This window comes from Marinobacter sp. THAF197a (assembly GCF_009363275.1).
In the GTDB taxonomy this organism is placed as follows: Bacteria; Pseudomonadota; Gammaproteobacteria; order Pseudomonadales; family Oleiphilaceae; genus Marinobacter.
Map to the genome: position 1 here is coordinate 2178669 of NZ_CP045324.1, position 24934 is coordinate 2203602.

Sequence of the window (24934 nt, forward strand, 5' to 3'; positions counted from 1 at the left end):
AAATCGGGAGTTGTGGTCGATGCGACGCTGGAACGGATGGGGTGATGATCAGTTTAACCTGGAGCTGCCTGCGCAGGGTCAGGCATTTCTTGAACAGCGAGTTGGTTCTGCTAATCCGTTACAGGATGCGACCCTGGAGCAAGTAAGCCAAAAGGTACCCGCCACACGCCTACCGGCTGACCCCAAGGTTGATGACCTGATCGATACCAGCGCGGAAGTGCGCGTACGCCACGCCCGAGGCCAAAGCCTGGTGGACTGGCTGGCCCTTCGCAGCGGCGAGATCGGCACGTTTCCCGACGGGGTTGCATTTCCGAACTCCAATTCGGATGTTCGAGCCTTGCTGCGCTATGCCGAAGACCACGACTTGCACCTGATTCCTTACGGTGGCGGTACCAGCGTGGCGGGCCATATCAACCCCGTCGACCAAGGCAAACCAGTGCTGACCATCAGCCTTGCCAAAATGAACCGCCTTCTGGACCTGGACCGGGAAAGTCAGCTGGCCACGTTTGGCGCAGGCACTCCAGGCCCCCTGGTTGAGGCGCAGTTACGTGCCCACGGCTATACCTTGGGCCACTTTCCCCAGTCCTTCGAGCTCTCCACCATTGGCGGCTGGGTGGCCTCCCGCTCCAGTGGGCAACAGTCCCTCCGCTATGGCCGAATCGAGCAGTTGTTTGCCGGTGGCCGAATCGAAACCCTGCAGGGCACGCTGGACCTGCCCACTCTGCCCGCTTCCAGCGCCGGGCCGGACATCCGGGAGATGATTCTGGGCTCCGAAGGTCGGCTGGGCCTGATCACTGAGGTCAAAGCCCGTGTCAGCCGCCTGGCTGATCAGGAAGACTTCTATGTGGTGTTCTTCCCGAGTTGGGAACAGGCAAAAACCGCTTCGCGAAAGCTGGTGCAGAACCGTGTAACCCTATCCATGCTGCGTTTAAGCAACGCGATCGAGACCGAAACCCAACTGGCGTTAGCGGGCCACCCACAACTGATCGGTATGCTGGAGAAATTCCTGTCCTTCAGAGGGGTGCGCGAAGGCAAGTGCATGATGACCTTCGGCATTACCGGCAGCAAAGCCCAGTGCCGTTCCACCCTGGCTCAAGCCAAGAAAGTGTGCAGTGCCCATGGTGGTGTTTATACAGGCACCAAACTTGGTGCCAAGTGGGCCGAAAAGCGCTTTACCATGCCCTACTTCCGGGAGGCGCTCTGGCAAATGGGCTATGCGGTAGACACCCTGGAAACGGCTACAGACTGGGATAACGTCGATAACCTGCTCAATCGAATTGAGAGCAATCTGCGAGAAGGTCTCAGTAAGGACGGAGAAAGAACCCACGTGTTCACCCACCTGTCCCATTTCTACGGACAGGGTTGTTCCATCTACACAACCTATGTGTTCCGCGTAGCCGATACCTACCCGGAAACCGTGGCCCGATGGCAGCATCTGAAAAACACTACCTCGGAACTGATCGTCCGCAACCGGGGAACCATCAGTCACCAGCACGGGGTTGGCAAGGACCACGCCCCCTTCCTGCCGGTAGAAAAAGGCGAACTGGGCATGCGCGCCATCCGTGCGCTGACGGATAGCTTTGACCCAGACGCCCGCCTCAATCCCAAAACCCTTCTGGACTGAGGTCGGTATGACACGACAACAGATTCTCGCAGAACTGAAAAGCGGTAATGCCCGATTCGATGTGGTGATTGTCGGTGGCGGCATCACCGGCGCAGGTGCTGCCAGAGAAGCCGCGGGGAGCGGCCTGAGAACCCTTCTGGTGGAACAGAAAGACTTTGCCTGGGGCACGTCCAGTCGGTCCTCAAAAATGGTTCATGGCGGATTACGCTACCTGGGCAGCGGCCATATTGGCCTGACCCGGGATGCCGTCAGGGAGCGCCAGCGCATGATGGAGGAGGCCCCGGGTCTGGTTGACCCGCTCCGGTTTGTCATGCCCCATTACCGGGGCCAGTTCCCCGGCCCCCGACTGTTCCAGACTTTGTTATCGGTATACGACCGGCTTGCCGGTGTCCGCAGCCGGCAACGCCTGACCCCCTCACAAAGCCAGCAGTGGGCGCCCGGTCTGAGCCAGGCCGGGCTTCTGGGTGCCAGCCTGTTTACCGACGCCCTCACCGACGACGCCCGACTGGTGCAAAGGCTGATCGCCGAGGCGAGTCGGGACGGCGCCTTCTGCCTCAACTATGTATCCGCCAACCGGATCACCCGGAATGAGGCCGGCAGGGTTAATGGTGTTGTTCTGGTTCCGGAGGGGGAACCGCTGGAAGCTGGCGTTTCCGTATCAGCCAACATGGTTATCAATGCCACTGGTGCCTGGGCAGACAAACTGCAACAGCAGGGCCCGTCAGAACAACCACTGAGCATTCGCCCGCTCAGAGGCAGCCACCTTGTCGTGCCCTGGCAACGGCTGCCGGTAACCTGTGCTGTGTCTTTGTTCCATCCCGAGGACAAACGCCCGGTGTTTGCCTTTCCGTGGGCCGGCACAACGGTACTCGGCACCACCGACCTGGACCATCCGGGTAGCCTGGACCAGGAACCGGTTATTAACGACCAGGAGGTTCGCTACCTGTTGCAGGTGGCTGAACACCTGTTCCCCAGCGCCAGCCTGACCGCCCAGGATGTGATCTCCACCTGGGCTGGTGTCAGGCCGGTGGTCACGGATGGTCAGGGCAAAGCCCCCTCCCGTGAGAACCGTGAACACGCCCTGCGCCGGGATAAAGGCCTGATCAGTGTCGCCGGCGGCAAACTCACGACCTTTCGCCAGATTGCCCGGGAGGCTCTGGAAGCCGCACTCGGGCCAGATGGCAGCCACAGGCTCCGGGCCGATGACCAGCCAGTGTTCACTCCACCGGACGACCTTCCGCGGCCCACTCAGGTTCGCCACCTGAGCTGGCACCGTCTCAAGGGCTACTACGGACCGGCCCTGGGCGAACTGTGCCGCGATGCGGATTTCACTGAAATCGCCGATTCCGGCGTGCTCTGGGCTGAACTGGAATGGGCCTGCCAGCATGAGCAGGTACAGCACCTGGATGACCTGTTACTGCGCAGAACCCGCCTGGGGCTTATCTGCCCCGCCGGCGCCAGAGCCCTGCTGCCAGACATCCAGAAGCGATGCCAACGCCTGCTGGACTGGACTGACGATCGTTGGCAGCGGGAAGTGGACCGTTATCTGTCGCTGTATCAGCAGGCTTATGCCCTGCCATCCGGGGGCAGGTAAACAGTATGGCCAACACACCGCTTATTCTGGCGATCGACAATGGCACCCAGAGCGTCCGGGCGCTGCTGTTTGACCAGCAGGGCAATCTGCATGGCAAGGGCAAGCAGGAAATCGAACCCTACTTCTCAGAACACCCGGGCTGGGCCGAGCAGCATCCGGACTACTTCTGGCGCAATCTCGGGCTGGCCTGCCAGGCGCTCTGGCAGAGTACCGATGCCACACCGGACCAGGTCGCCGGCGTCACCGTCACGACCCAACGGGGCACGGTGATCAACCTGGACAAACACGGGCAACCGTTGCGCCCGGCCATTATCTGGCTGGATCAACGCCATGCCCGGGTGGATGGCCCGGTAAAGGGCCCCTGGGGACTTTTGTTCAAGCTGGCAAGGCTTGAAGACACCATTGAGCGTTTCCGGGAGAAAACCCAGGCCAACTGGATTGCCCAGAACCAACCGGATCTTTGGGCACAAACCCACAAATTTTTGCTGCTCTCCGGTTACCTCAATTACCGGCTGACTGGCCTGTACAAAGACTCCACCGGCAGCCAGGTGGGCTACCTGCCTTTTGACTACAAAAAACAGCAGTGGGCCGGTAATCGGGATTTCAAATGGCAGGCCATGCCCATCACCCGCGACATGCTGCCAGACCTGGTGCAACCCGGTGAAACCATCGGCCAACTGATTCCCGACGCAGCCCATCACCTGGGCCTGCCAGCGGGCCTGCCGGTAATAGCGGCAGCGTCAGACAAGGCCTGCGAAATACTCGGCTCCGGCGGGCTCAGCCCGGACATCGGCTGCATGAGCTACGGCACCACCGCGACGATCAATACCACCAATCATCGGTACGTTGAGCCCACCCGGTTCATGCCACCTTATCCATCGGCCCTGCCCGGTCACTACTCAACGGAAGTAATGATTTACCGGGGCTTCTGGATGGTCAGCTGGTTCAAGAAAGAGTTTGGTCTGCGGGAGCAAAAGCTGGCCGAACAACGGGGAATTGAACCGGAGGTCCTGTTCGATGAACTGGTCAATTCGGTACCGCCCGGCTCAATGGGCCTGATGCTGCAGCCCTACTGGAGCCCGGGCGTGCGCCAGCCGGGTCCCGAAGCCAAGGGTTCGATCATCGGGTTCGGCGACGTCCACACTCGGGCACACCTGTATCGGGCCATTCTGGAAGGCCTTGCGTACGCACTCCGGGAAGGCAAGGAGCGGATCGAGAAACGCAGCGGTCAGAAAATCCGCCGGCTCAGGGTGGCCGGTGGCGGCTCACAAAGCGATGCTGCCATGCAGTTGACCGCCGATATTTTCGGACTGCCTGCCGAGCGACCGCACACCTATGAAACCTCCGGCCTGGGCGCGGCGATAGACGCCGCCGTTGGTCTGGGCCTGCACCCGGATTTCGATACTGCGGTACGGGAAATGACTCGTGTCGGCCAGGTATTCACGCCGTCTGGGCAAGCGACTGAGCTCTACCAGCGCCTGTATTCCGAGGTGTATCTTGACATGTACCCAAGGTTACAACCGCTGTATCGGAAAATCAGGAGTATCACCGGCTACCCCAAGTAATGATTGACTAGCACCGCATGGTGCATTTTCGCCACATAGGTATATAATGGTGAAAAATGCACAAAGGAGCCCTTGCCATGAATGAGCCGGCTACCCTGGCCCCCCAAACCAGCGACAAAGCTCTGCTGGCCAAGGCCTTGCTGAATTCCGCCAAGGCGTTTGGTCTTTCCCAGGCCGAAGCCGCCGCCGTTGTTGGCCGAAATCGCAGCGGGTTGACCCGAGACGGCATTGATCCAGACAGTAAGTCCGGAGAACTGGCGCTGCTGTTCGTACGCTTGTATCGAAGCGTTTATGCCCTGACCGGTGGCGACAACCAGGCCATGGCCCATTGGCTCAATACGCCGAACCACTACTTTGAAGGCACCCCCAGGGATATGATTCAGTCAACGGAAGGGCTGGTTCGGGTGATTCACTATCTGGATGCCATGCGGGGACGGATTTGAACTACAGGGAACGTATCAAGGGCACTCTGGGCAGCCTACAGGGCCAGCTCTTTCGGGTGGTTGAGAGTCAGGAAGACATAGCCACCACCCGAATCGTTGATAACATGCAGGAACAGGCTCGCCTGGAGCAACTGCTGGATGCCAGCAAACCGAGGATCCCCGAGCAGGCCAGTAAACTGCATTACCTGCTTGCGACGCCCTTTCGATACCCGCCACTCAAATACGGCTCTCGGTTCGGCCGTAGCTTCGAACCCAGCCTGTTCTACGGCGCCATGAGCATTCCGACAGCCCTGGCAGAGACCGCGTTCTATCGGTTTGTGTTCACCAGCCACGTGTCAGAACCGTTCAAGCGCCCTTTGACCACGCTGCACACGGTCTTTACCGCCCGCTTCCGTTCAAGTCGGGGTGTTCGGCTTCAGGCCACAGAGTGGCAAGACCTTCAGAAAACCCTCACCGACCCGGTCAGCTACCGGGAATCCCAGGCGCTGGGCAGCGACCTGCGCCACTGCGGCGCGGAAGCGTTTCAGTTTCTCTCAGCCCGGGCTCTTCAGGCCGGCTTGTACCAGCTACCCTGGCAAACCGGAAGCGGAATGGATGGGCTCAACGTGGCGCTGTTCAGCCCTCGGGCACTCCGGGACACGGCGCCAAGGTCGTACCACAAGCTCATCGTTGCCACCTCAGACCAGCAAGTATCCATGAGTCTGACGCTGGCGGATGGCAGCAAGCAGGTTCATAACTTCGGCCGGGAAGCTTTTCTGGTAGAGGGCGTTATTCCTCAACCGGCCCTGTAGCCACCACCTCGTCATCCCGCTGCCAACCTCCGCCCAGGGCTTTGTATAGGTCAACAGCGGCAATCAGTCGGTTCAGGCGCATCTGGCTCAGTTGCTGACGGGCGTCGAACACACTGCGCTGGCTCTCCAGCAAGGTCAACAAGTCGTCTGCGCCCTCCCGATAACGGACTTCGGTCAGTCGGAGTGTTTCTTCAGCCCGTACCAGGATCTCTTGCAGGCGCTGCTCCTGAAGCTCAAACAGAGAATCCCGGTCCAGGGCATCGCCCACTTCCTGGAACGCCGTCAACAGACTACCGCGATAGCTTTCCAACAGAGCCACCCGCCGGGATTCCGAAATCGCCAGGGCGTTTCGCCGCTGGCCGCCGTCAAACAACGACTGACTCAAACCCAACAGACCACTCACGCTTTGAGTCGGATCAGCAAGGCTGAGAAAACTGTCGGTGGACAAACGCACCGCCGCGCTCAGGGAAACTGATGGCAACAGTGCTGCTCTGGCCTGCTCGATATCGGCACTGGCAGCCACCAGCCGAGCCTCCTGGGCGGCCAGGTCTGGCCGACGGGTGACCAGGCTGGCCGGCGCCAGGGGGCTGATCACCGGTATACTCACCGCGGCGATATCTGCGTCTGGCGTGTCGCCCTCAAACGGTAATTCTCCAGTCAGCACCCGTAATGCTGCCAGCCGTTGCCGAGCCTGGTATTCCAGTGGCGGCACCGCGTTGCGCAAACTCAATACCGAGGTTTGTTGGCGAGCCAGCTCAGCCCGACTGGCAGCCCCATTGCGGAAGCGTGCCTCCACTAATACCAGAGTACGCTCGCCAATCGCCAGGTTGTTCCGTGCTACCTCTACCCGCTGCTGTAGCTCCAGCCATTCAAACCAGGTGCTGGCGACCGATGCAATCAGGGTGATACGAGCTGCGTCGTAGTCAAACCTGGTGGCCTGGAAAGATGCCAGAGCTGCGCCTTCCACGGCAGACAACCGCCCCCAAAGATCCAGCTCATAGTCCACGGATAACCCGGCACTGGTTGACCCCCCGGTGTTGGTATCACCACCGGAGACTCGAGAAGCCTGCCGCCCGGTATTGGCCGTTGCCCCCACTGAGGGCAAGAGGCCAGCACCGGCGGACTGCAGTTGCAAATCGGCCTGAATGACGGACTGGGCAGTGGCCGCCAAGTCGGGGTTGGCCGCCAGGGCCTTGTCAATTAGCCGGTTCAAATGGTCATCATTGAAAGCCTGCCACCAGCTGGCATCGATGCCCTGCCCCTCATCGGATTGGACGGACCATTGCTCCGGTGGAGTAACCGGCAAAGGCACCGGCTCCGGCGTGAACGTGGCGCACCCGGCAATCAGGAAGGCCGGCAGGATAACCATTAATCGAGCGGTCATAGTCATAGTCTTATTCCGACGCCAGGGCATGGACAGGGTCCAGGTGAGCGGCTTTACGGGCTGGCAGAAAACCGAAGATCAGCCCGGTGGCAAAGGCACAGGAGAACGCCAGCACCATCGGCAACACCGTCATATGAACGGGCGTGCCGAATGAGCCGATCAATTGGGTGGCAGTGATTCCCAGCGCGACACCGATCAGTCCCCCAATGGCGGAGACCAGCCAGGCCTCGGTAAGGAACTGCTGCAGAATGTTCCAGGCACGGGCGCCCGTGGCCATGCGAATGCCGATTTCCCGGGTGCGTTCGGTAACGCTCACCAGCATGATGTTCATCACACCAATGCCGCCGACCAGCAAAGAGATCGCCGCGATCGAACCCAACAGCCAGGTCAGGGTGTTCTGGGTTTCGGAAATGGTGTCGATCAGCGAAGCCATGTTACGGATGGTGAAATCCTCTACCCCTCCATGCCGCGCCAACAGGGTTTCATGGATGATCGCTTCGATGTCGCTCATCCTGCCAAGGTCAGCCACGGCCACCGTGATGTTGCGCAGGTGGGTCTGACCAAAAATACGCAAGCTGCCCGTTGTGTAGGGCACAAGGACCACATCGTCCTGATCCTGCCCCATGGGTGATGCGCCTTTCTCCCCCATCACGCCAATCACCTGGAAGAGTACATTGTTCACCATCAGGTGCTTTCCCAGAGGGCTTTCACTGGGGAAGAGTGTATCGGCGGTGGTTTTACCCAATACCGCCACTGCGGCGTAGTTGAGCTCATCCTGTTCAGAAAAGAAGGTGCCTTCAATCACCGGCCACTGCCTGGCGACCGGAAACTGGTATGAGGTGGCGTTAATTTCTGCACGGTGGTCAAGGTTAAAGTACCGAAGCGTTTGCGAACCGGTTAGTTCAGGTATCGCTGCAAGAACCCCTTCTACTTCATTGATTGCACGATAATCTTCGGGGGTTAGCGTAGTCACTGACCAGCGGCCACCACGCTGATCCGGGCCGCCGGGGCGTATCAGCAACAAGTCACTGCCCATGGTACTGATTCGATCAACCACGTCTTTCCTGGCCCCCTCCCCGATGGCCAACATGGTGATCACAGACGCCACGCCAATCACAATGCCCAACAATGTGAGTGCGGTTCTGAACAGATTGCTATGCAACGAGCGCACGGCACTTTTCAGGGCCTCCTGCCAGTCACTCAACACCACGCCATGGCGACCTGCTTCGATCGCCGGTGAAGACGCTGCAGCGCTGTCATCCTGGCCGGTATCTCGAACCACTTCGCCGTCGGCGATATGGATCTGCCGGCGGGCAACATCGGCCACATCCTGGTCATGGGTGATCAGAATAACGGTATGCCCCTTACCAGACAGCTCCGTCAGTAGCCGGATAACCTCTTTACTGCTTTTGCTGTCAAGTGCGCCGGTCGGCTCATCGGCGAAGATCACCTGGCCACCGTTCATTAATGCCCGGGCAATTGAAACGCGCTGCTGCTGACCACCAGACAACTGGCCGGGGCGATGGGTAAGCCGCTCTCCCAGCCCCAGTTCAGTTAACAGTTTCTCAGCCCGCTCCCGGCGTTGAGCGGGCGCCCTGCCTGCATAGATGGCCGGAATCTCAACATTCTCCCGAGCGGTCATGCCCGGCAGCAGGTTGTAGCTCTGGAAGACAAAGCCGAAAGCCTCCCGGCGCAACAACGCCAGGTCATCCCGACTGAGCGCGGAAACGTCACAGCCGTCATACCAGTATTCCCCGGAGCTTGGCTGGTCAAGGCAACCGAGGATATTCATCAAGGTGGATTTTCCGGACCCGGAGGGGCCCATAATAGCAACGAACTCCCCCGGATAAATTTTAAGGTCAATGCCTTTGAGTACCGGTACGGCTAACTCCCCCTCCCCGAAAGAACGGGTAACGCCGCGCAACTCGATCAGAGGCCGGCTTGCGGTCATCGCAGCATACCCCGGAAATTGCTGGTGTTATTGGAACCAGAACGCGGATCCCGGGAAATCAGCACGACCTTTTCGCCTTCCTTTACGCCGGAAACCACTTCCGTATGCACCCGGTTACTGACGCCGGACACCATGTCCCGCCATTCAACCTGGCCCGCCTGGGTCAGGACCTGCACCCGGCCCCGTTGAACCGAGGACACTGGCACACGCAGAACATCCAGGGCTTCGCTCTGAATGAAAAACACCTGGGCTGTCATGTTCGGTAGCAGTTTGCCATCGTCGTTATTGGCATCGAACAGGGCGTTGTACAGTACAACATTGTTGGTCACTTCCGGTGTCGGCTCTATGTACAGCAACTCGCCGTACACCTTCCGTTCCGCGTCCCCCAGGGTGGTGAAATAAACGCGCATCCCAGGCTCGAGTTTGCCCACATCGGCTTCCGATACCTGTGCCCGCACGCGCATGGTGGCCAGATCAGCAATACGCATCAGAACCGGGGCCTGCTGTGTTGCATTCAGGGTCTGGCCCTGGCGGGCTTCAATGGACACGACCGTGCCGTCCATGGGTGCATAGATTCGTGCATACCCGAGGTTGGCTTCTTCCGCACGCAAGGTGGATGAGGTTTGTTCAATCTGGGCTTCCAGCATGGCCAACTGCGCTTTGGCGGATGCGAGAGAAGCCTCGGCGGTTTGCAGTGATTCCCGTGTAGTGGCTTCTTCTTTATAGAGGTTGGTCTGGCGCTGATACTGGATTTCTGCCAATCGCAATTGCGCCCTGCGATCATCCAGTTGGGCCCGCTGATTCTTGAGCTGGGCCCGGGTGGCGTCTACTTTGGCCACGTAAACGGTCGGATCAATCTCCGCCAGCAAGTCGCCCTGGGATACCGTTTGCCCCACTCGCACATGGATGGTTTCGAGCTGGCCAGACACCTGGGCCCCCACGTCCACATAGTTGCTGGGCTCTAACACGCCGGTAGCGGAGACCAGCTGCTGGATGTCGCCGCGGGTGACTTCGATGGTATTCAGTGGCGGCTGTTTGTTCCCGCCGTTCTGGAAATACCACCAGCCTCCGGCGGCAAGAATCACCAGACCTGTGAAAACACCAACCCAGGTTGGCCAACGCCGGCGGTGGCGGGGAGCAAGTGCCATTCAGAAGTTCTCCATACGCTCTGGTCAGCGGCAACCATAGAGAACGTCGGGGAGAAAAAAAAGAGTATGCTCAAGGTTTTGCCAAACCTTTACATAGCCCCGGTTCAGCTACCAACTGCGGTAACCGCAACCGTTTGCCAGCGGAAATTCGCGGCCCAGTCATAAGCCTGCTGGTAAGGCATCGGCCTCGCATAGTAGAACCCCTGCCCTAGATCGCACCCGAGTTCGATCAGACGAGCGTGATGCTCAGCGTTTTCAATGCCCTCAGCCACCACCCGTCGGCCGAAGCTGCGGGCCAGGCCCAGTATCGCGGTGACCACCATATCGCTCTCCGGATCGTCCAGCATGTCATTAACAAACGAACGATCAATCTTGATCTCGTGGGCAGGAAGCTTACGGAAGTAGTCCAGAGAAGAATAGCCGGTACCAAAATCGTCCAGCGACAACTCCACCCCCAAGTCCCGACACTGCCGAAGCGTGTCAATTACCAGGCTGGCATCATCCATGACGGTGGTTTCAAGTAGCTCCAGAATCAGACGGTGGCGGAGCCCGCGGGGCAAGCGCTCGACTGCCTGGGCCAGATCTTCCGGGAAGGTTTTGCCCAGAAAGTGCGATGGGCTGAGGTTCACGCTCAGGGAATAGGCCAAACCCTGACTATTGAACAGCAACAGTTTGTCGACGGCTTCATTGATCACCAGGTTGCCAACGGTGCGAGCGTATTCGGTGTATTCAATATGTTCCAGAAAGTGCCCCGGGGCCAGCAAGCCATCATCGGGATGATTCCAGCGAATAAGGGCCTCAAAGCCTTCGATGGTCTGGCGCTTATAATCAATCTTGGGCTGGTAATACAGCTCCAATTCCGCACGACTGATGGCCTGGCCAATCTGCTCCAGAACCCTTACTCGCTCTTTCCGGGTAAAATGGGACTGCAAATCAAAGATTTTGTAGGCGTTCTTGCCGGATTCTTTGGCTGCATACATCGCCTGGTCCGCGTGGCGAAGCAGTAAATCGGTATCTGCGTCGTCATCCGGATACACTGTCACGCCCATGCTGCCAGACAGGTGTAAAACAAAGTGCCGGTAACTTATGGGCTGGCGGATGGCTTCCAGAATGCGAGAATACACTCGCTCATCGTCTACATCCCGCAGTATCGCCACAAATTCATCACCGCCAAGACGGGCAATCAAATCGTGGCCCCGCACGGTATTCTTCAGCCGCTCTGCAATCGACTTGAGAACTGCGTCGCCAACGGAGTGACCATGCTCATCATTGATCTCCTTGAAACCATCAAGGTCAATAAAACAAACCGCCACGGTGCCTTTGCGCTGCTTAGCTTCAAACAGCTCCTGTTCAAACAGTTCCGTTAACCGTCTGCGGTTGGGCAGCCCGGTCAGGGCATCAAAATTAGCGGCCTGTTCCAGGCTCAGTTGGTGCTCTCGTTTTTCCTGATAAAGACGTTTCCGTTCAATCAGGGTGCCAACGGTCTGCAGCAGCGGGGCAAGGTCGTCGGCAAGGCTTTCTTTATAGCCGCCCACCCGGTTGGCCAGGCCAACCAATCCGATCAGATTCCCGCCACTGTATACCGGCAACCCGATGTAACTGGTGATTGGAGGGTGGCCAGGTGGCAAACCACCTCGGCGGGAATCGTTTGCATAGTTGTTGGCAAGCACCACACCGCCAGATACCAACCCTGCACCTAAGAGGTTATCCAATCTCTCAAACAGCATGCCCCTGCGTTCTACCTGCTGGAACAGGGCCTGGGTTTCAGGGCTCCAGGCGATGTTGGTGATAGCGCCTACCTTGAGGTACGGCGTGCCATCGTCGTGATACAACACCTCACCGATAAACCCGAACTGGCTACCCGTAAGGGCCAGCAAGTCTGCCAGCATCAACTCGAACGCCGCCCGCTCGTTGTCATTGGTCAGAAAGACATTCTGAGCCCTCTGGATGGCCCGGCTGAGATGCGACACCGCGACGTCACCCGCGTCTCCTCCAGAGAGATAGGCACATTCCAGCTCGTCTTCGATGAGACTCGCCAAAGTACGAAGTACATCCAGGTCCACTTCCTGAATCTGACGGGGCTTGTCATCAATAATGCACAAAGAACCAAGTTTGAAACCACTGGGTTCCCGGACAGGAATACCAGCGTAAAACCGGATGTGTGGGTCACCGGTGACCAGAGGATTCGATTTGAAGCGGGGGTCCTGGGTGGCATCTTCAACAATAAACGCTTTGTCCTGGCGGATAGCGTAATCGCAGAATGCCACTGAGCGCGGTGTTTCACGAGCCTCAATGCCGTCCTTGGATTTAAACCACTGGCGCTTATCATCCAGAACGGTGAACAAGGCCGTTTTGACGCCATAAAACTGGCGGGCGATTCGAACCAGCCGGTCAAACCGCTCCTCTGGTGGCGTATCCAGAATCCCTAACTTCTCAAGCGCAGTGAGGCGCCTTTTTTCCATAGGGTCCAGGGACATACGGGTTTTGCTCCGCGCAAGGAAACACCAGACAGGGCCGTTAGGCCGTATCAGTTTTTCAGAAGAGGTAACAACAAATCCCTCTATCTACCTGACATCAGTGTAGATCAAGGCAGGGTCAGAGTTATTGGATTTTAGTAACCAGACACCAACGCGTGAACTACCAGCACGCTGCATTTCGAATAGACAAATAGCCCCTGTGGGTTAATGCCTATAAGAAATAGCTTTCTATTCAGACCGGGCAGGAGTACAGTGGCCCTCGTTGGAAAGATTTAGCACAGCACTCATCAATAAGACGCATCTCTGTTGTAAGTTGTAACAAGTAGCTTTCGTCCTGTTTTTGATCACGCCAGTTTTTTGTTTCCGCACACCGCTGACCAAGCATCACAACGAAGTTTGGCGGCACATAAAATGATTGAATTCAGGATTTATAACTATGTCTACTGTTACCGGTACTGTTAAGTTTTTCAACGAATCAAAAGGTTTTGGCTTTATCACTCGTGAAGGCGGCCCGGACGTTTTCGTTCACTACAGCTCCATTCAGGGCGGCGGCTTCAAGACTCTGGCAGAAGGCCAGCAGGTTGAATTTACCGTTTCTCAGGGCCAGAAAGGTCCTCAGGCGGATAACGTAGTAGGTCTGTAATTTTACAGCCCTGATACGATAGAAAAAGGCAGCTTCGGCTGCCTTTTTCGTTTTAGGCGTGAAAAGTTTGCAACACCGCGAACAACATCCTCCCTTCCCGATCATTACCTGTAGCATCCGCCCCCTGGTCAGGCTTTGCCACTAGGCTTGTTGCGGTTCGAAGAAATCTCTCTCCCTCCATCGGTTTACTCTGCCACGCGCCCCCTTACAAGCATTGGGCGATCCGAAACATAGCACCTATACTGCCCTAAGCAGCTGAAAGATATGGCGGGTATTTTGATTTCTGCAGACGCGCGTTTGGGAGGCATAAAATGTCGGCTCGTAATGGACCGAAAGGACACCGTTCATCCGCTGACGACAGTGGGCGTTTGCGGGCTTCCGCCAAGCAGAGCGAGCAAGATTTCTATGAGCTGATCGAAAGCCTTCCAATGGTCGCAGTTCAAGGCTATGACAGGAAACGCCGGGTAATCTATTGGAACGATGCCAGCCGACACCTCTACGGCTATACCCGGGAAGAAGCCGAGGGTCAGCTGCTGGAAGATCTGATCATTCCGGACCATATGCGCGAGGGCGTAATAGACGCCCACCGGGATTGGTTGGAGAGCAACATCAGCATTCCACCAGAAGAAATTGAGTTAAAGCACAAGGATGGGCACCTCGTGCCGGTTTACTCCAGTCACGTCATGATCAAGCAGGACACTGGCGACTGCGAAATGTTCTGCATTGATGTCAGCTTGCAGGAGCAGAAGAAAGCCAACGACAAACTCCAGTGGATGGCTAATTTTGACGACCTGACTCAACTGCCCAACAGACGGATGATGGAAGTTGAACTGTCGGCTCGCCTGATGGAGGCAGAACGGCGCCAAAGCGGCGAGATCGCCGTTGTGTTTATTGACCTGGACAATTTCAAACTGATCAATGACACCCTGGGGCATCACTATGGAGACGAACTGCTGCTGGATGTTGCGAATGGCCTAAAGGGGGAAATTCGTTGCTGCGACCAGCTTAGTCGCTTCGGTGGCGATGAGTTCGTACTCTTGATGTTCGATTTTGACGGTCCCGAAAGCATTCATGAAGTATTTCGCCGCTTGAGCAGTATGCTCGAGCGTGGCTTCGTTCTGAATGGCGCTTGCTATCAAGTCACCGCGAGTTTCGGCGTCAGTCTTTACCCCAATGATGGCACGACGGTCCCAGAATTGATGGGAAACGCCGATGCCGCGATGTATCAGGCAAAGGAAAGCGGCAAAAACAGCATCTGTTTTTATACCTCAGACATCAATGATCGCCTGCTTCATTATCAGAAAATAACGGCGCTCCTCCGTAACGCTCTGGTTGCAGGCACCCTGCAACTGTATTTCCAGCCCCAAATTGATCTGAAAAACGGGCGCATGCGGTCATGTGAGGCCCTGCTGCGCTGCTTTGATGAAAATTCACGGCCTGTACCCCCGGATATCTTTATACCGGTGGCAGAAAAATCAGGACTGATTAACCGCATTGGAGACTGGGTTATTGATGCAGCCTGCAAACAGCTTACGGCCTGGAAGGGTACGGCGCTTGGGGACCTGCGAATTGACATCAATTTGTCGGGCAAACAACTGACAAACCAACATTTGGCCAGCCATATCCTGCAGAAGTTGCACCATCATGACCTGCGTCCTTCCCAGTTAGGCGTAGAGCTAACAGAAAACGAAGTGATCGAAGGTGATGAAGTACAGATTGGTCAACTGGAAAGACTGAAAAACGCCGGGGTGCACATTTCCATTGACGATTTCGGCACCGGTTATTCTTCGTTGCTCTATTTGCGTAAACTGCCCGTTTGCAGCCTGAAGATTGACCGGAGCTTTCTGCACCATGCCATGGAAAACAACAGTGATATGGCGATCATGCAAGCCATCATCACCGTTGGGCACAGTCTCGGCTTGAGCGTAGTCGTGGAAGGCGTGGAAACCAGTGAACAAGACAATCTCGTCAAGACCCTGAGCTGTGATCTGGCTCAGGGATATCTTTACGCCAGGCCCATGCCAGCCGATTCAATGCCAGCGTATCTGGTGAGTATGGGGGAATAAAACGGCCCTTCAGTAACCGTTATGGGCGAATCTTCTCCCCAAGCTTTTTATCCATCAGCCTGAACAACGGCTGGGTGTAACGTGTAACCGGACCTGGTAACGCCGCAAGCGCAATGCTGCCGGCAGTCCCCATCAGGCTACCAACCCTTGCCGGCCCTTCATCTACGGCCTTGACGATCCATCCCGCAGCCTTATCCGGAGTCATCATCGGCATGTGCTTGTAAATGCTGGTTTGTGACGACATGGGCGTGCGCACCATCGGGTAGTACACTACGGTAACGTCGATCCCCTGATCCCCCATTTCGGCCAACAAAGAACGAGAGAAAGACTCCAGCGCAGTCTTGCTGGCCAGGTAGGCGGAGAACAAGGGAATCGGAACCTGGGAGGACAAGGTGGAAATGTTCACCACCTGCCCCCGGCCCTGTGCCAACATCCTTGGAAGTAACTTCAGCGTCAACCCGACCGCAGCAACGTAGTTGATATTCATGGTTCGCTGATAGTCGTGCAACCGGTCCAGCGCCTCGGCGATGGGGCGGCGGATGGAGCGGGCAGCATTATTGACCAGCACATCCACCCGTTCGTGTTCTGCCAGTATCCGATCCGCAACCGACTGCAAGCCGGCTTCATCGGTCAAGTCTGCCGGGTATACCCAGGCTTTGCCGCCCTCGGCGATGATAGCCTGCTGCACCCTCTTCAACTCATCTTCTCGACGGGCGACGAGGCAAAGGCGCGCCCCTTTTCGGGCCAATTGATAGGCTGCCTGTTCCCCAATACCGCTGGACGAGCCCGTCAGAACAATGGTCTTGCCGCTCACACTCATGAATACACTCCGGTTTCTTGTCTTGTTTTTATAACGCCACCTTGATACACCTTGGCGCACCTCTGCCGAAAGGCTTCAAATATAACAACGTGATAAACGCCATGGGCATAGACTACAGCAAACTTGGCTCACCAGAGACCCGATCTTTCTGGCTCAATCAATTTGGCCCCTACTCCCCTAACCTGCCGCTGATTGAAGACCACCGGACCGATATTGTGATTATTGGCGGTGGATTCACCGGTTTGTCCTGTGCAGCGCACCTGAAAGAACTGGAGCCATCGTTGGACGTCACTGTTCTGGAAGGCAGTGCCGTTGGTTTTGGGGCCTCAGGGCGCAACGGCGGGTTTTCCATGACCCTGTTCGGCTTTGAGCCCGAAATAACCTGCCTGCTTCACGGCAAGGAGAAAGCCCGGGCCGCCCACCAGTACATGCAAGATGCCGTCGACTACGTGCGTGAATGTGTTACCCGGTACAACTTCGACAGCGATTACGAACACAATGGCTTTCTGCGGATTGCACTGACCAGCAAACATCGTGAGCGCCTGCAAAAACAGCAGGATCTCTACCGTGAACTGGGGTTTTCGAGCTCCTTTGATTGGTGGGGCGAAGACCAGCTCTCGCAACGGCTTCACAGCCCGCTGGCTAAAGCCGGCCTGTTTGAGCAACGATGCGGCATCCTGAATCCTGCGAAGCACGTCCGGCACTGGAAAGCCATCTGCGAACAACTGGGTGTCCATATCTATGAGAACACCCAATGTCAGGCCATCACCTATCCCCGGGGCGGGGTTACTGTGCAGACCTCCGGCGGCACCGTTACCGCCAGCAAGGTTGTACTGGCAACCAACGCGTACAGCCATCTACTACCGGAAATGGGAGCGTTTCGCCGCAATCAGACCCCCGTCTGGACACATCAGATCGTCACCCAACCCCTTACTCCAGAACAGTGGCAAGCCATCGGCTGGGCCGGACGCTACGGTATAGAGACTAACCGGCACCTGGTTCACTACCTGAGGCCAACGGCAGACGGGCGCATTACCTTTGGCGGCGCCAACGTTGTGACAACCGCAGGCCAGAACATGAGCCTCGACCATCACAAACCAACATGGCGGACGCTGGAAAAACACCTGAAAACCCTGTTCCCGCCACTGGCGGAGATTGGCATTGATTACCAATGGGGTGGCCCTGTTTCGGTTACCCTCGACATGGTTCCCAACCTTGGCCTCTACAAAGATGATCGCACCCTGTACCTGTGCGGATGCACTGGCCATGGTGTATCGCTGACGCAATACAGCGGGAAAACCCTGGCGGAGCTGGCCCTCGGCCTGGACAGCAAACGCACCAGGGCCTGGTTCGTAAATCGAACACCGGTGCGCTGGCCTGTACAGCCATTCAAACAACTGGGAATAGGAGCCGTTAAGGGGGCGCTGAAAGCCGAGGACTACTGGTGGGAGCGAAAGCTGTGGTAAAGCCCCCACTCCCAACGGCGCCAGCCATTACCCCTCGTTGACAAGTGTGCCCTGCAGCACGGGCAACTGAACAGTCGCCTCGAAGTTGACGGCTTGCAACAGCGGGTCTCTTGACCAGCTCAGCGGGTACTGAGGGTGGAATCCGTAGACCAGCAGTGCCAGCTCGTCGCCCGGGTTTAACGCTTCTGCGACTCCGACCAGTTCAATAACCTCTGCCTCTTTCAGGCCCCTGACCGGTTGGATCTGATCATCGATCAGCCTCCACCGGCTGCTGCCTTCACTACGTTTACCTAACCCGACAAACAGAATCGCGTCGCAGCCCGGCTCATACTGACTAAGGTCAGCCGCGCATTCTGTTCTTCCCAGTAGATCGGACACAGTTACAAGCGCTGTAGGAATGCCTCCAATTGTCACACCATTGTCGCCGGCTTTGCCCAGCAACAAAGCCTCAGGTGGCAAGGTCGGCGTAGCCGCCGCGGTGGCACCGTTCGGAACAGGCATATCGGACCTAACCACGCGCTCCACCACGGCATCACCGCTCAGTAACGTACCCGGTGCGCCAGGTGCCGGGAAGGAATCAACGGGCACCTGAACCGCAGCCCCATCTTCCAGAGAAAGGCAGACGTTCTGATCAGTCCCGTCAAAATAGCCCGCTAGCGGCTTGCCCTGAAGATGGTGCTGGAGCCAATTCAGAGTGGCATCCGATATGGAGACATCGCCGCAGGCAAAAGCCCCGCCGGCAGACTGAAACCCCGGGATCTCCAACAAGCTTGCGGTTGGATCAACGTACTCAGCCGGCTGCAGTTCGTCTGGCGCTTCAACGGGGAGAATATGACCGGTCTGGTGTGTGAGCAATCTGACATCGCCTCCCCGGGCACGCAAACAATCAAAATTTCGCCAGGCTTCGTTGAAATTGAACAGAGTGTCTTTCATCCCCTGAGTAAGCAAAACATTAACGGGCCGGAACGGAGTTGGCGGCACGTCATAGGCTGGCGGAGCAATCTGAAAACTCAACAAATCCGGAGATTCGGGTACCGACAATGGTTCACCGGTGCAGCGATAAGCTGGGCTGTGGTAGAAGAAGAAATCCAGCCCGGATTCAGGAAAACGGTTTAAGAGGAGCCCCTGCGCGAGAATCTCACGGATAATCGGGTCCAGCCCGCCGTTTCCGTTACCGGTTGATCCGGCTTCACCGCCAGCTACAAGCACCAGATCCCATCCGGTCTTGATCACGTTTCCGGGGTTAAGGCTTGATCGCAAGTCATACCAGGTGATATCAGGAACCAGCGCGTCTAGTCGCTGCTTAGGATCTTGCCCGTGCAGCAATAACTGAAATCCACCACCGTAACTGCCACCTATGGCGCCGACTACCGGGTTCGGGTTCAGCGCCGGTGGCAATGACGGCTCGCGCCGATACTGAAGATATTCTAGGTTATCCTCGGCCCAATCCAGTATCTGAATCAGATCGAGGCCTTCGAACTCCGGGTCCATAACTCGAACAGTACCCGTACTCTCACCAAAGCCACGTTGATCAATGGAAATCACGACAAAGCCTGACTCCCGATAGTTGTCGAAACCGGACGTGGAGCGAGATCCGCCAAAACCATGGCCATGCAAGACCAGAGGATGCCCCTGCCGACAGTCAATGCCTCCGATGGGCTCCAGCACCTGAAAGGAAATGGTTTCGCCGGAGCTCGACGTAATGGCAACCGGATAGCTGCGGCCACCCTCGGTGGGTGTGTTTGCGGAACACGAAATTGGCACAATCGCGGGAACATCACACGCCTGGCCGGCATTTTCACAACCGTTGTTTGCCGGCCTTTCCGTTACCTGGGGATTGGAAGAAGGCTGTTGTGCATCGCTGGAGCCGCTATCAAGGCAGCCGGAAAGACTCACCGTCATGGCAGCTGCGCAAGCAAAGCGCAGACTATTGGTACAACGGATGTAGTGACGCATTTGGGATTCCTCTCTTGTTATTAGAATGCCAACCTAACCCTCTCAAAATTGGCATATATTGTATTATGCGATGCTATTGAGCAAAAGTTCAACTAATTCATCGATACCTTACGTCGTCACACCATCGTAACGAAATTGCCACAAAGGCGTATTAGGCTGCTCTGTAGTCGGATTAATACTGATTATACGATATCAAAGGAGTTCAGATGAATTATCAGAGGCGACGGTTTCTGCAGATACTGCTGGTGGGTGGCTCAACCGTGGCAGTGAGCGCTTGTGTGGGAGGATCCGGCGATGGCAACCCACTTAACAATCCGCCTGCACCGAATCTAAACCCAGCACCCGACCTGGGAGACGCGCCCGCGGACATCCTGGCCATGGAACTTCCGCTTTCTCCCGGGCCTCTCATGAGCATTGGCCCCCTCGAAAACAGCGGGGTTGACGGCATTCTGATTCCTCCAGAGTTCGAGATCCGTCGAGTTGCCGTCTCCGGCCTTACAAGCTCCACAGCCATTCCTCTGCCTTCACTGGGGCTGATCAATTACCCATGGCACATCTTTCCGGATGGTGGCGCGGTATTCGATCTTGATGACGGAGGCTGGATCTACGTCAGCAACAGCGAAATCACTCCAGCGGGCGGCGTCGGCGTGCTGCGATTCAATCGTGATGGTGAGATCACAGACAGCTACCCCATCCTTCGAAACACCCGCCAAAACTGTGCTGGTGGCGCCACGCCCTGGCAAACCTGGCTGTCATGTGAAGAAGTACCCGACGGCAGGGTTTACGAATGCGATCCTTTGGGCACACCGGACACCGCAAGAGAACTCCCGGCGCTGGGCATTTTTAACCACGAAGCGGTTGCAGTCGATCTCACAACGAAAACACTCTACCTCACAGAAGACTCAGGAAGCGGCCGGTTATACCGTTTCAGGTCCGGCGGTATGACCGTATCCATCAATGGAAAGCCGGGGCTTGATATGGATAACGGAATCCTGGAGGTATTGGAAATTGAGGGCTTCGAAGCCGGCGCATATCAACAGGACCTGGTCGAAGCCCGAACGGTGAAGCGGGTTCGCTGGGTACCCGTTCAGTCCCCGGACCGACCTCAGAGCCAGGTCCGTTCGGAAATCGAGATCGCTACGGGCGCCGGAGCCCCAGGCACTGTTTTCAAAGGCGGTGAAGGGATCTGGATTCAGGAACTGCCGGAGGGCCAGCGACCTCAGGTGAGCGGCGCGAACAACCCGCTTCGTGCGGTGGTCTATTTTGCCTGCAAAGGTGACAACCGAGTGTACGCCCTGGACATTGACAACGACTTGATCGAGGTTGTGTTCGACAACGAACAACTGATCGCCCCCGACACCCCGTTCGATGATGTTGATAACATCACCATATCACCCATGGGTGATGTCATTGTCGCCGAAGACGGCGACGCTATGCGACTAATGGTAATGAACCCCAATGGTCCGTCAAAAATCCTGTTGCAGATACCCGGTGGCGGCAGTGAACTGACTGGCCCGGCGTTTACCGGTAATGGTCGCTTCCTCTATTTCAGTTCCCAAAGAGGCAATGCCGCAGGTCCCGGAGTTCCAGGGCTGGGTATCACTTATGAGCTGACAATACCAGAACGTTTTCGGGCTGGTTGACCTAAAGGCAGCCAGTGTGGGTCACGTGAGATAAAAATAAAATGGAGGCGCGGGTCGGAATCGAACCGGCGTACACGGAGTTGCAGTCCGCTGCATAACCACTCTGCCACCGCGCCGGGTAAGCCTGGATTCTGGCTTATGCTCTCAGGAGGCGTGAGAGACTTGGAAATTGGAGCGGGAAACGAGATTCGAACTCGCGACCCCAACCTTGGCAAGGTTGTGCTCTACCAACTGAGCTATTCCCGCTCTTCGTCTAGAGGCTTTGCCTCGTCAACGGCTGCGTATTCTACGGATTCCGCCGGGGGCGTCAACACCTTTTTTTCAAGTTTTTGTTTTTACGGCAATTGTGAACAAACTTTAGCCAATAGCACCGCCATTGTCATTTCCGGCCAACCCATCAGAACCGTTACCTGCGCAATGGTTTATCGCCCCCTCATCTTTCAAAATCCATGACACTCAATCACATTAACAGGAAGACCGATACCATGCGCGTTCCCGCAACCGTCTTCGCCACCCTCGTTACCCTGTCAACCATGGTGGCCAGCCACGCATCTGGCGAAGGATGGACACCCAAGCAGCAAGGCAAGGAACGGTCTGACATCAACACCTATGTCAGGACAGTTTCGGATACACCAATCAAACAGTTCCGCGGTGTGGTTGAAATCCAGCACTCTATGGTGGCTGCGCTATCAGTGATTGATGACATTTCCCTGTGCCAACAGTGGATCTACAACTGCCAGGAAGCCAACTACCACATGACAGACGACGGAGAGCGGCTGCTGTGGATGAAGTTTGATGGGGTTTGGCCGGCATCTGACCGCGATGTGGTCATGAAGTCTGTGTTCCTTCAGGACGAACCGGGTGGCGCCGTCACCGTGCAATCCACGGGCCGCCCGGATGATGCCCCGAAGCAATCAGGTTACGTGCGCATCCCCATGCTGGATAACAGCTTCGTGGTGGAACCACTTGAAGACGGCTGGATACGGGTGACATTCACCACCCATATGGACCCGGGAGGCCTGGTGCCCGCGTGGGTTGCCAACATTGTGGCCACCGATGCACCAATTCGAACACTGGAGGGATTGAAGCGGATGATGGAAGCATCACCCTATCGGGATTACTCAACGGACACACCACCGAAAGAACTGGTCGAGAAGCATAACCTGCGCTTCCCGACCAGCGATTCCTGAGCTACTTCAGCTATTGCCACCACGGGCCGCGCGATTACCTGCCACCTGGGTAGCACTGTCGCAGTTAAGGAAACTGGAGGTCTGCAGCCAGTTCTGGTCCGGGTAGTATTTGAAGACCAACTGGCCACCCTTGAGGTTGTCCACCACGGTTTGCACCACTTTCTGGTCTACCGCCGGGCAGCCATGACTGCGGCCGATGCGCCCGTATTGGTCCACCCAGTTGCTGTTTACATAGTCAGCACCGTGAATCACGATGGCCCGCTGCCTCGCAAGATCGTTAATGCCTGGCTCCAGGCCGTCCAGTCGCAAGGAGTACCCGTGCATACCACGATAGGATTCACTGGCCTTGAACAGCCCGATGCTAGACTGGTAACTGCCCTCAATGTTCGAGAAGGCAGTTGCCTCTTCATTGCCTGAATTTCTGCCGTGAGCAACCAGATCCCGCAGCAGTAAATCGCCCTGCGCCAGGTCAAAAATCCACATCCGCTCCTGGCTCGAATGCAGAGAAAAATCAATCACTGCAAGCCGTTCTGGCATGGCAACGCCGTTGGCAATGGCGCAGTGCGTGGCTTTAAAGGCTGCCTCAAGCACTTCCGGGTTCAGCTTGGGTGCGACACTGGCGAGACGGGCAAGCAACTGGTCATCCAATGACTGGGCCTGGGCCGGTATGGAAATGGCTAAAGAAACCGCCAGGCCGGAAAACAATGAAAAAACGCGTCGATTGTGATGCTTGGGCATGCACGTTACCTCAGGATTCAGGAAGATAAGCTACCTGATTGAAAAGATGCCTTATTCTAACAGAGAATTTTGAGACGCCGTTCATTCCGTACAATTTTTAACCGTTCCCATACAAATGGTGGACGTTAGATCCTTCCTTCCCGCCGCATAACGAGACCGAAACGTTACCGGCCCGGTCACCGGCAAGGTTACGGAAAACCAAAGATACTGGCAGAGCTGTTCCGGAATCTTTAAGCTTGAGAGTATCTTTTCTGGATACCGGACAAGGATTAACGGCACCTGTGGCGACTGATTCCGGCTATTTGACGACAGCACACCGCGACACCCCCGGCAACCTTGACTGCAACGGTGACACCCTGACCCTATCCGGCAGTTGGACGCTCTCCTATTATTCAGTACTCAACCAGCGGGTTACCGAGGTTCAGGCCAGCGGTGCCACGATCACCAACATTGAGTTCGATAAGCTAAGCCGGGTTGATACGTCTGGGGCGGCACTTATCGCCCGGCTGACAGGCCCGGAACAGCTCCTGAGGTTGCTGGAGAATGCCAGCCTGCCAGAGGAACAGCGGCAACTTCTGATCACCGTTGCCGAGGCGTTGGCAGGCGCACCCTGGCAGCCCACCCGGAAAAACGCCCTGCTGGATTTTCTGGCCGACGTCGGAGAGAAAGTGACCGCCATTGCCCGCCAGCTATGGATGCTTGCAGGCTTTATCGGTCAAACCCTTGCTACCCTGTTTTATATCCTTCCCCGGCCCCGCCGCTGGCGTATCACTCCGTTCGTCGCGGCAGTACACGACACCGGGCTGAATGCCCTGCCCATTGTTGCCTTACTGACTTTCCTGGTGGGCGCCGTTGTCGCCTTTCTTGGAGCGACGGTGCTGGAAGACTTCGGCGCGACAATCTATACCGTCAATCTTGTGGCATTCTCTTTCCTGCGGGAGTTTGGCGTTCTGCTGGCCGCCATTTTGCTCGCCGGGCGCACCGCCAGCTCCTTCACCGCTCACATCGGCGCAATGAAGGTTAATGAAGAGCTCGACGCCATTCGTACCCTGGGTTTGAACCCGGTGGAACTACTTGTAGTCCCACGAGTTCTGGCCATGATGGTCAGCCTGCCAGTGCTCATCTTCATTGGCATGATCTCCGGAATGGTTGGCGGCGCCGCGGTCTGCGCACTGGTGCTGGATATTCCACCAAGTCAGTTTATGGCCATCGTGGAACGGGATATTGCCCTGAAGCACTTTCTGGTGGGTATTGGAAAAGCCCCTGTGTTTGCCTTCCTGATTGCGGTCATTGGGTGCCTCGAAGGCTTCAAGGTGGCGGGCAGTGCCCAGTCGGTGGGTGAGCACACCACCTCCAGTGTGGTTCAATCGATCTTTATGGTGATCCTGCTGGACTCCATAGCGGCGTTGTTTTTCATGGAAATGGGCTGGTAAGT

Annotated in this window: 18 protein-coding genes and 2 tRNA genes; 11 read left to right on the plus strand and 9 right to left on the minus strand. The window is 56.8% G+C overall.

Going from position 1 to position 24934, the window contains the following annotated elements; translation table 11 throughout:
- The first annotated feature begins 19 nt into the window (after positions 1-19).
- The 5 genes from FIV08_RS10100 to FIV08_RS10120 all read left to right on the plus strand — a co-directional run bounded on the left by FIV08_RS10100 (position 20) and on the right by FIV08_RS10120 (position 6017).
- Complete coding sequence (locus FIV08_RS10100; RefSeq protein ID WP_152438233.1) at positions 20-1624, plus strand: FAD-binding oxidoreductase; 1605 nt, start codon at positions 20-22, stop codon at positions 1622-1624.
- A 7-nt stretch (positions 1625-1631) separates the two neighbouring features.
- Positions 1632-3218 (plus strand): glycerol-3-phosphate dehydrogenase/oxidase, encoded by a 1587-nt coding sequence (locus tag FIV08_RS10105; protein ID WP_152438234.1) that lies wholly within the window; start codon positions 1632-1634, stop codon positions 3216-3218.
- 5 nt (positions 3219-3223) lie between these two features.
- On the plus strand, positions 3224-4783 hold the full coding sequence (locus FIV08_RS10110) for an FGGY-family carbohydrate kinase (protein WP_152438235.1): 1560 nt from the start codon (positions 3224-3226) through the stop codon (positions 4781-4783).
- 77 nt (positions 4784-4860) lie between these two features.
- Complete coding sequence (locus FIV08_RS10115) at positions 4861-5226, plus strand: MbcA/ParS/Xre antitoxin family protein (protein WP_152438236.1); 366 nt, start codon at positions 4861-4863, stop codon at positions 5224-5226.
- Positions 5223-6017, plus strand: coding sequence for an RES family NAD+ phosphorylase (locus FIV08_RS10120; RefSeq protein ID WP_152438237.1), 795 nt, complete (start codon positions 5223-5225; stop codon positions 6015-6017). Before FIV08_RS10115 ends, FIV08_RS10120 begins: the two co-directional genes overlap by 4 nt.
- On the opposite strand, the gene FIV08_RS10125 is transcribed toward FIV08_RS10120, so the two are convergent.
- From FIV08_RS10125 to FIV08_RS10140, 4 genes are all read right to left on the minus strand, one after another.
- The gene (locus FIV08_RS10125) at positions 5995-7407 is read right to left on the minus strand and encodes an efflux transporter outer membrane subunit (RefSeq protein ID WP_228715404.1); all 1413 of its coding nucleotides are present in this window, start codon (positions 7405-7407) and stop codon (positions 5995-5997) included. The genes FIV08_RS10120 and FIV08_RS10125 overlap by 23 nt on opposite strands.
- Before the next feature lie 4 nt (positions 7408-7411).
- Positions 7412-9352, minus strand: coding sequence for a MacB family efflux pump subunit (locus FIV08_RS10130; protein WP_152438238.1), 1941 nt, complete (start codon positions 9350-9352; stop codon positions 7412-7414).
- Positions 9349-10500: an efflux RND transporter periplasmic adaptor subunit gene (locus tag FIV08_RS10135; RefSeq protein ID WP_152438239.1), complete on the minus strand. Its 1152-nt coding sequence runs from the start codon at positions 10498-10500 to the stop codon at positions 9349-9351. Before FIV08_RS10135 ends, FIV08_RS10130 begins: the two co-directional genes overlap by 4 nt.
- Positions 10501-10604: 104 nt before the next feature.
- On the minus strand, positions 10605-12977 hold the full coding sequence (locus tag FIV08_RS10140; RefSeq protein WP_152438240.1) for an EAL domain-containing protein: 2373 nt from the start codon (positions 12975-12977) through the stop codon (positions 10605-10607).
- A 436-nt stretch (positions 12978-13413) separates the two neighbouring features.
- Between FIV08_RS10140 and FIV08_RS10145 the strand changes: the two genes are divergently transcribed.
- Together FIV08_RS10145 and FIV08_RS10150 are read left to right on the plus strand one after the other, a co-directional pair.
- Positions 13414-13620: a cold-shock protein gene (locus FIV08_RS10145; protein ID WP_058091071.1), complete on the plus strand. Its 207-nt coding sequence runs from the start codon at positions 13414-13416 to the stop codon at positions 13618-13620.
- A gap of 311 nt (positions 13621-13931) precedes the next feature.
- Positions 13932-15686 carry a putative bifunctional diguanylate cyclase/phosphodiesterase gene (locus FIV08_RS10150; protein WP_152438241.1) on the plus strand — a complete coding sequence of 585 codons (1755 nt, stop codon included), beginning with the start codon at positions 13932-13934 and terminating at the stop codon, positions 15684-15686.
- Between the two features lie 19 nt (positions 15687-15705).
- Here the strand turns inward: FIV08_RS10150 and FIV08_RS10155 are convergent, their stop codons facing one another.
- Positions 15706-16506, minus strand: a complete 801-nt coding sequence (locus FIV08_RS10155) for an SDR family NAD(P)-dependent oxidoreductase (RefSeq protein ID WP_152438242.1) — start codon at positions 16504-16506, stop codon at positions 15706-15708.
- A 101-nt stretch (positions 16507-16607) separates the two neighbouring features.
- Here FIV08_RS10155 and FIV08_RS10160 point away from each other — a divergent pair, with 101 nt between their 5' ends.
- Entirely contained in the window at positions 16608-17972 is a 1365-nt protein-coding gene (locus FIV08_RS10160; RefSeq protein WP_152438243.1) for an NAD(P)/FAD-dependent oxidoreductase, read from the plus strand.
- Between the two features lie 27 nt (positions 17973-17999).
- Here FIV08_RS10160 and FIV08_RS10165 read toward each other — a convergent pair whose 3' ends face one another.
- Positions 18000-19928 carry an alpha/beta fold hydrolase gene (locus FIV08_RS10165; protein ID WP_152438244.1) on the minus strand — a complete coding sequence of 643 codons (1929 nt, stop codon included), beginning with the start codon at positions 19926-19928 and terminating at the stop codon, positions 18000-18002.
- 206 nt (positions 19929-20134) lie between these two features.
- Between FIV08_RS10165 and FIV08_RS10170 the strand changes: the two genes are divergently transcribed.
- Positions 20135-21571, plus strand: coding sequence for an alkaline phosphatase PhoX (locus FIV08_RS10170; RefSeq protein ID WP_152438245.1), 1437 nt, complete (start codon positions 20135-20137; stop codon positions 21569-21571).
- A gap of 42 nt (positions 21572-21613) precedes the next feature.
- Here the strand turns inward: FIV08_RS10170 and FIV08_RS10175 are convergent.
- Together FIV08_RS10175 and FIV08_RS10180 are read right to left on the minus strand one after the other, a co-directional pair.
- Positions 21614-21687: transfer RNA gene (locus tag FIV08_RS10175), tRNA-Cys, on the minus strand.
- A 54-nt stretch (positions 21688-21741) separates the two neighbouring features.
- A tRNA-Gly gene (locus tag FIV08_RS10180) sits at positions 21742-21817 on the minus strand.
- A 239-nt stretch (positions 21818-22056) separates the two neighbouring features.
- Here FIV08_RS10180 and FIV08_RS10185 point away from each other — a divergent pair.
- The gene (locus FIV08_RS10185; protein ID WP_172972266.1) at positions 22057-22761 is read left to right on the plus strand and encodes an START domain-containing protein; all 705 of its coding nucleotides are present in this window, start codon (positions 22057-22059) and stop codon (positions 22759-22761) included.
- A 6-nt stretch (positions 22762-22767) separates the two neighbouring features.
- On the opposite strand, the gene FIV08_RS10190 is transcribed toward FIV08_RS10185, so the two are convergent.
- Positions 22768-23499 carry a murein L,D-transpeptidase catalytic domain family protein gene (locus FIV08_RS10190; RefSeq protein ID WP_152438247.1) on the minus strand — a complete coding sequence of 244 codons (732 nt, stop codon included), beginning with the start codon at positions 23497-23499 and terminating at the stop codon, positions 22768-22770.
- Between the two features lie 281 nt (positions 23500-23780).
- Here FIV08_RS10190 and FIV08_RS10195 point away from each other — a divergent pair, with 281 nt between their 5' ends.
- On the plus strand, positions 23781-24932 hold the full coding sequence (locus FIV08_RS10195) for an MlaE family ABC transporter permease (protein ID WP_416376895.1): 1152 nt from the start codon (positions 23781-23783) through the stop codon (positions 24930-24932).
- The last annotated feature ends 2 nt before the right edge of the window (positions 24933-24934 follow it).

Bases quoted from the DNA above. Each gene is read 5' to 3' on its own strand.
- FIV08_RS10130 (WP_152438238.1), bottom strand. From the start codon at position 9,352: ATGACCGCAAGCCGGCCTCTGATCGAGTTGCGCGGCGTTACCCGTTCT.
- FIV08_RS10170 (WP_152438245.1), top strand. From the start codon at position 20,135: ATGAATTATCAGAGGCGACGGTTTCTGCAGATACTGCTGGTGGGTGGC.
- FIV08_RS10155 (WP_152438242.1), bottom strand. From the start codon at position 16,506: ATGAGTGTGAGCGGCAAGACCATTGTTCTGACGGGCTCGTCCAGCGGT.
- FIV08_RS10115 (WP_152438236.1), top strand. From the start codon at position 4,861: ATGAATGAGCCGGCTACCCTGGCCCCCCAAACCAGCGACAAAGCTCTG.
- FIV08_RS10110 (WP_152438235.1), top strand. From the start codon at position 3,224: ATGGCCAACACACCGCTTATTCTGGCGATCGACAATGGCACCCAGAGC.
- FIV08_RS10135 (WP_152438239.1), bottom strand. From the start codon at position 10,500: ATGGCACTTGCTCCCCGCCACCGCCGGCGTTGGCCAACCTGGGTTGGT.
- FIV08_RS10145 (WP_058091071.1), top strand. From the start codon at position 13,414: ATGTCTACTGTTACCGGTACTGTTAAGTTTTTCAACGAATCAAAAGGT.
- FIV08_RS10185 (WP_172972266.1), top strand. From the start codon at position 22,057: ATGCGCGTTCCCGCAACCGTCTTCGCCACCCTCGTTACCCTGTCAACC.
- FIV08_RS10165 (WP_152438244.1), bottom strand. From the start codon at position 19,928: ATGCGTCACTACATCCGTTGTACCAATAGTCTGCGCTTTGCTTGCGCA.
- FIV08_RS10160 (WP_152438243.1), top strand. From the start codon at position 16,608: ATGGGCATAGACTACAGCAAACTTGGCTCACCAGAGACCCGATCTTTC.
- FIV08_RS10190 (WP_152438247.1), bottom strand. From the start codon at position 23,499: ATGCCCAAGCATCACAATCGACGCGTTTTTTCATTGTTTTCCGGCCTG.
- FIV08_RS10100 (WP_152438233.1), top strand. From the start codon at position 20: ATGCGACGCTGGAACGGATGGGGTGATGATCAGTTTAACCTGGAGCTG.
- FIV08_RS10150 (WP_152438241.1), top strand. From the start codon at position 13,932: ATGTCGGCTCGTAATGGACCGAAAGGACACCGTTCATCCGCTGACGAC.
- FIV08_RS10140 (WP_152438240.1), bottom strand. From the start codon at position 12,977: ATGTCCCTGGACCCTATGGAAAAAAGGCGCCTCACTGCGCTTGAGAAG.
- FIV08_RS10105 (WP_152438234.1), top strand. From the start codon at position 1,632: ATGACACGACAACAGATTCTCGCAGAACTGAAAAGCGGTAATGCCCGA.
- FIV08_RS10125 (WP_228715404.1), bottom strand. From the start codon at position 7,407: ATGACTATGACCGCTCGATTAATGGTTATCCTGCCGGCCTTCCTGATT.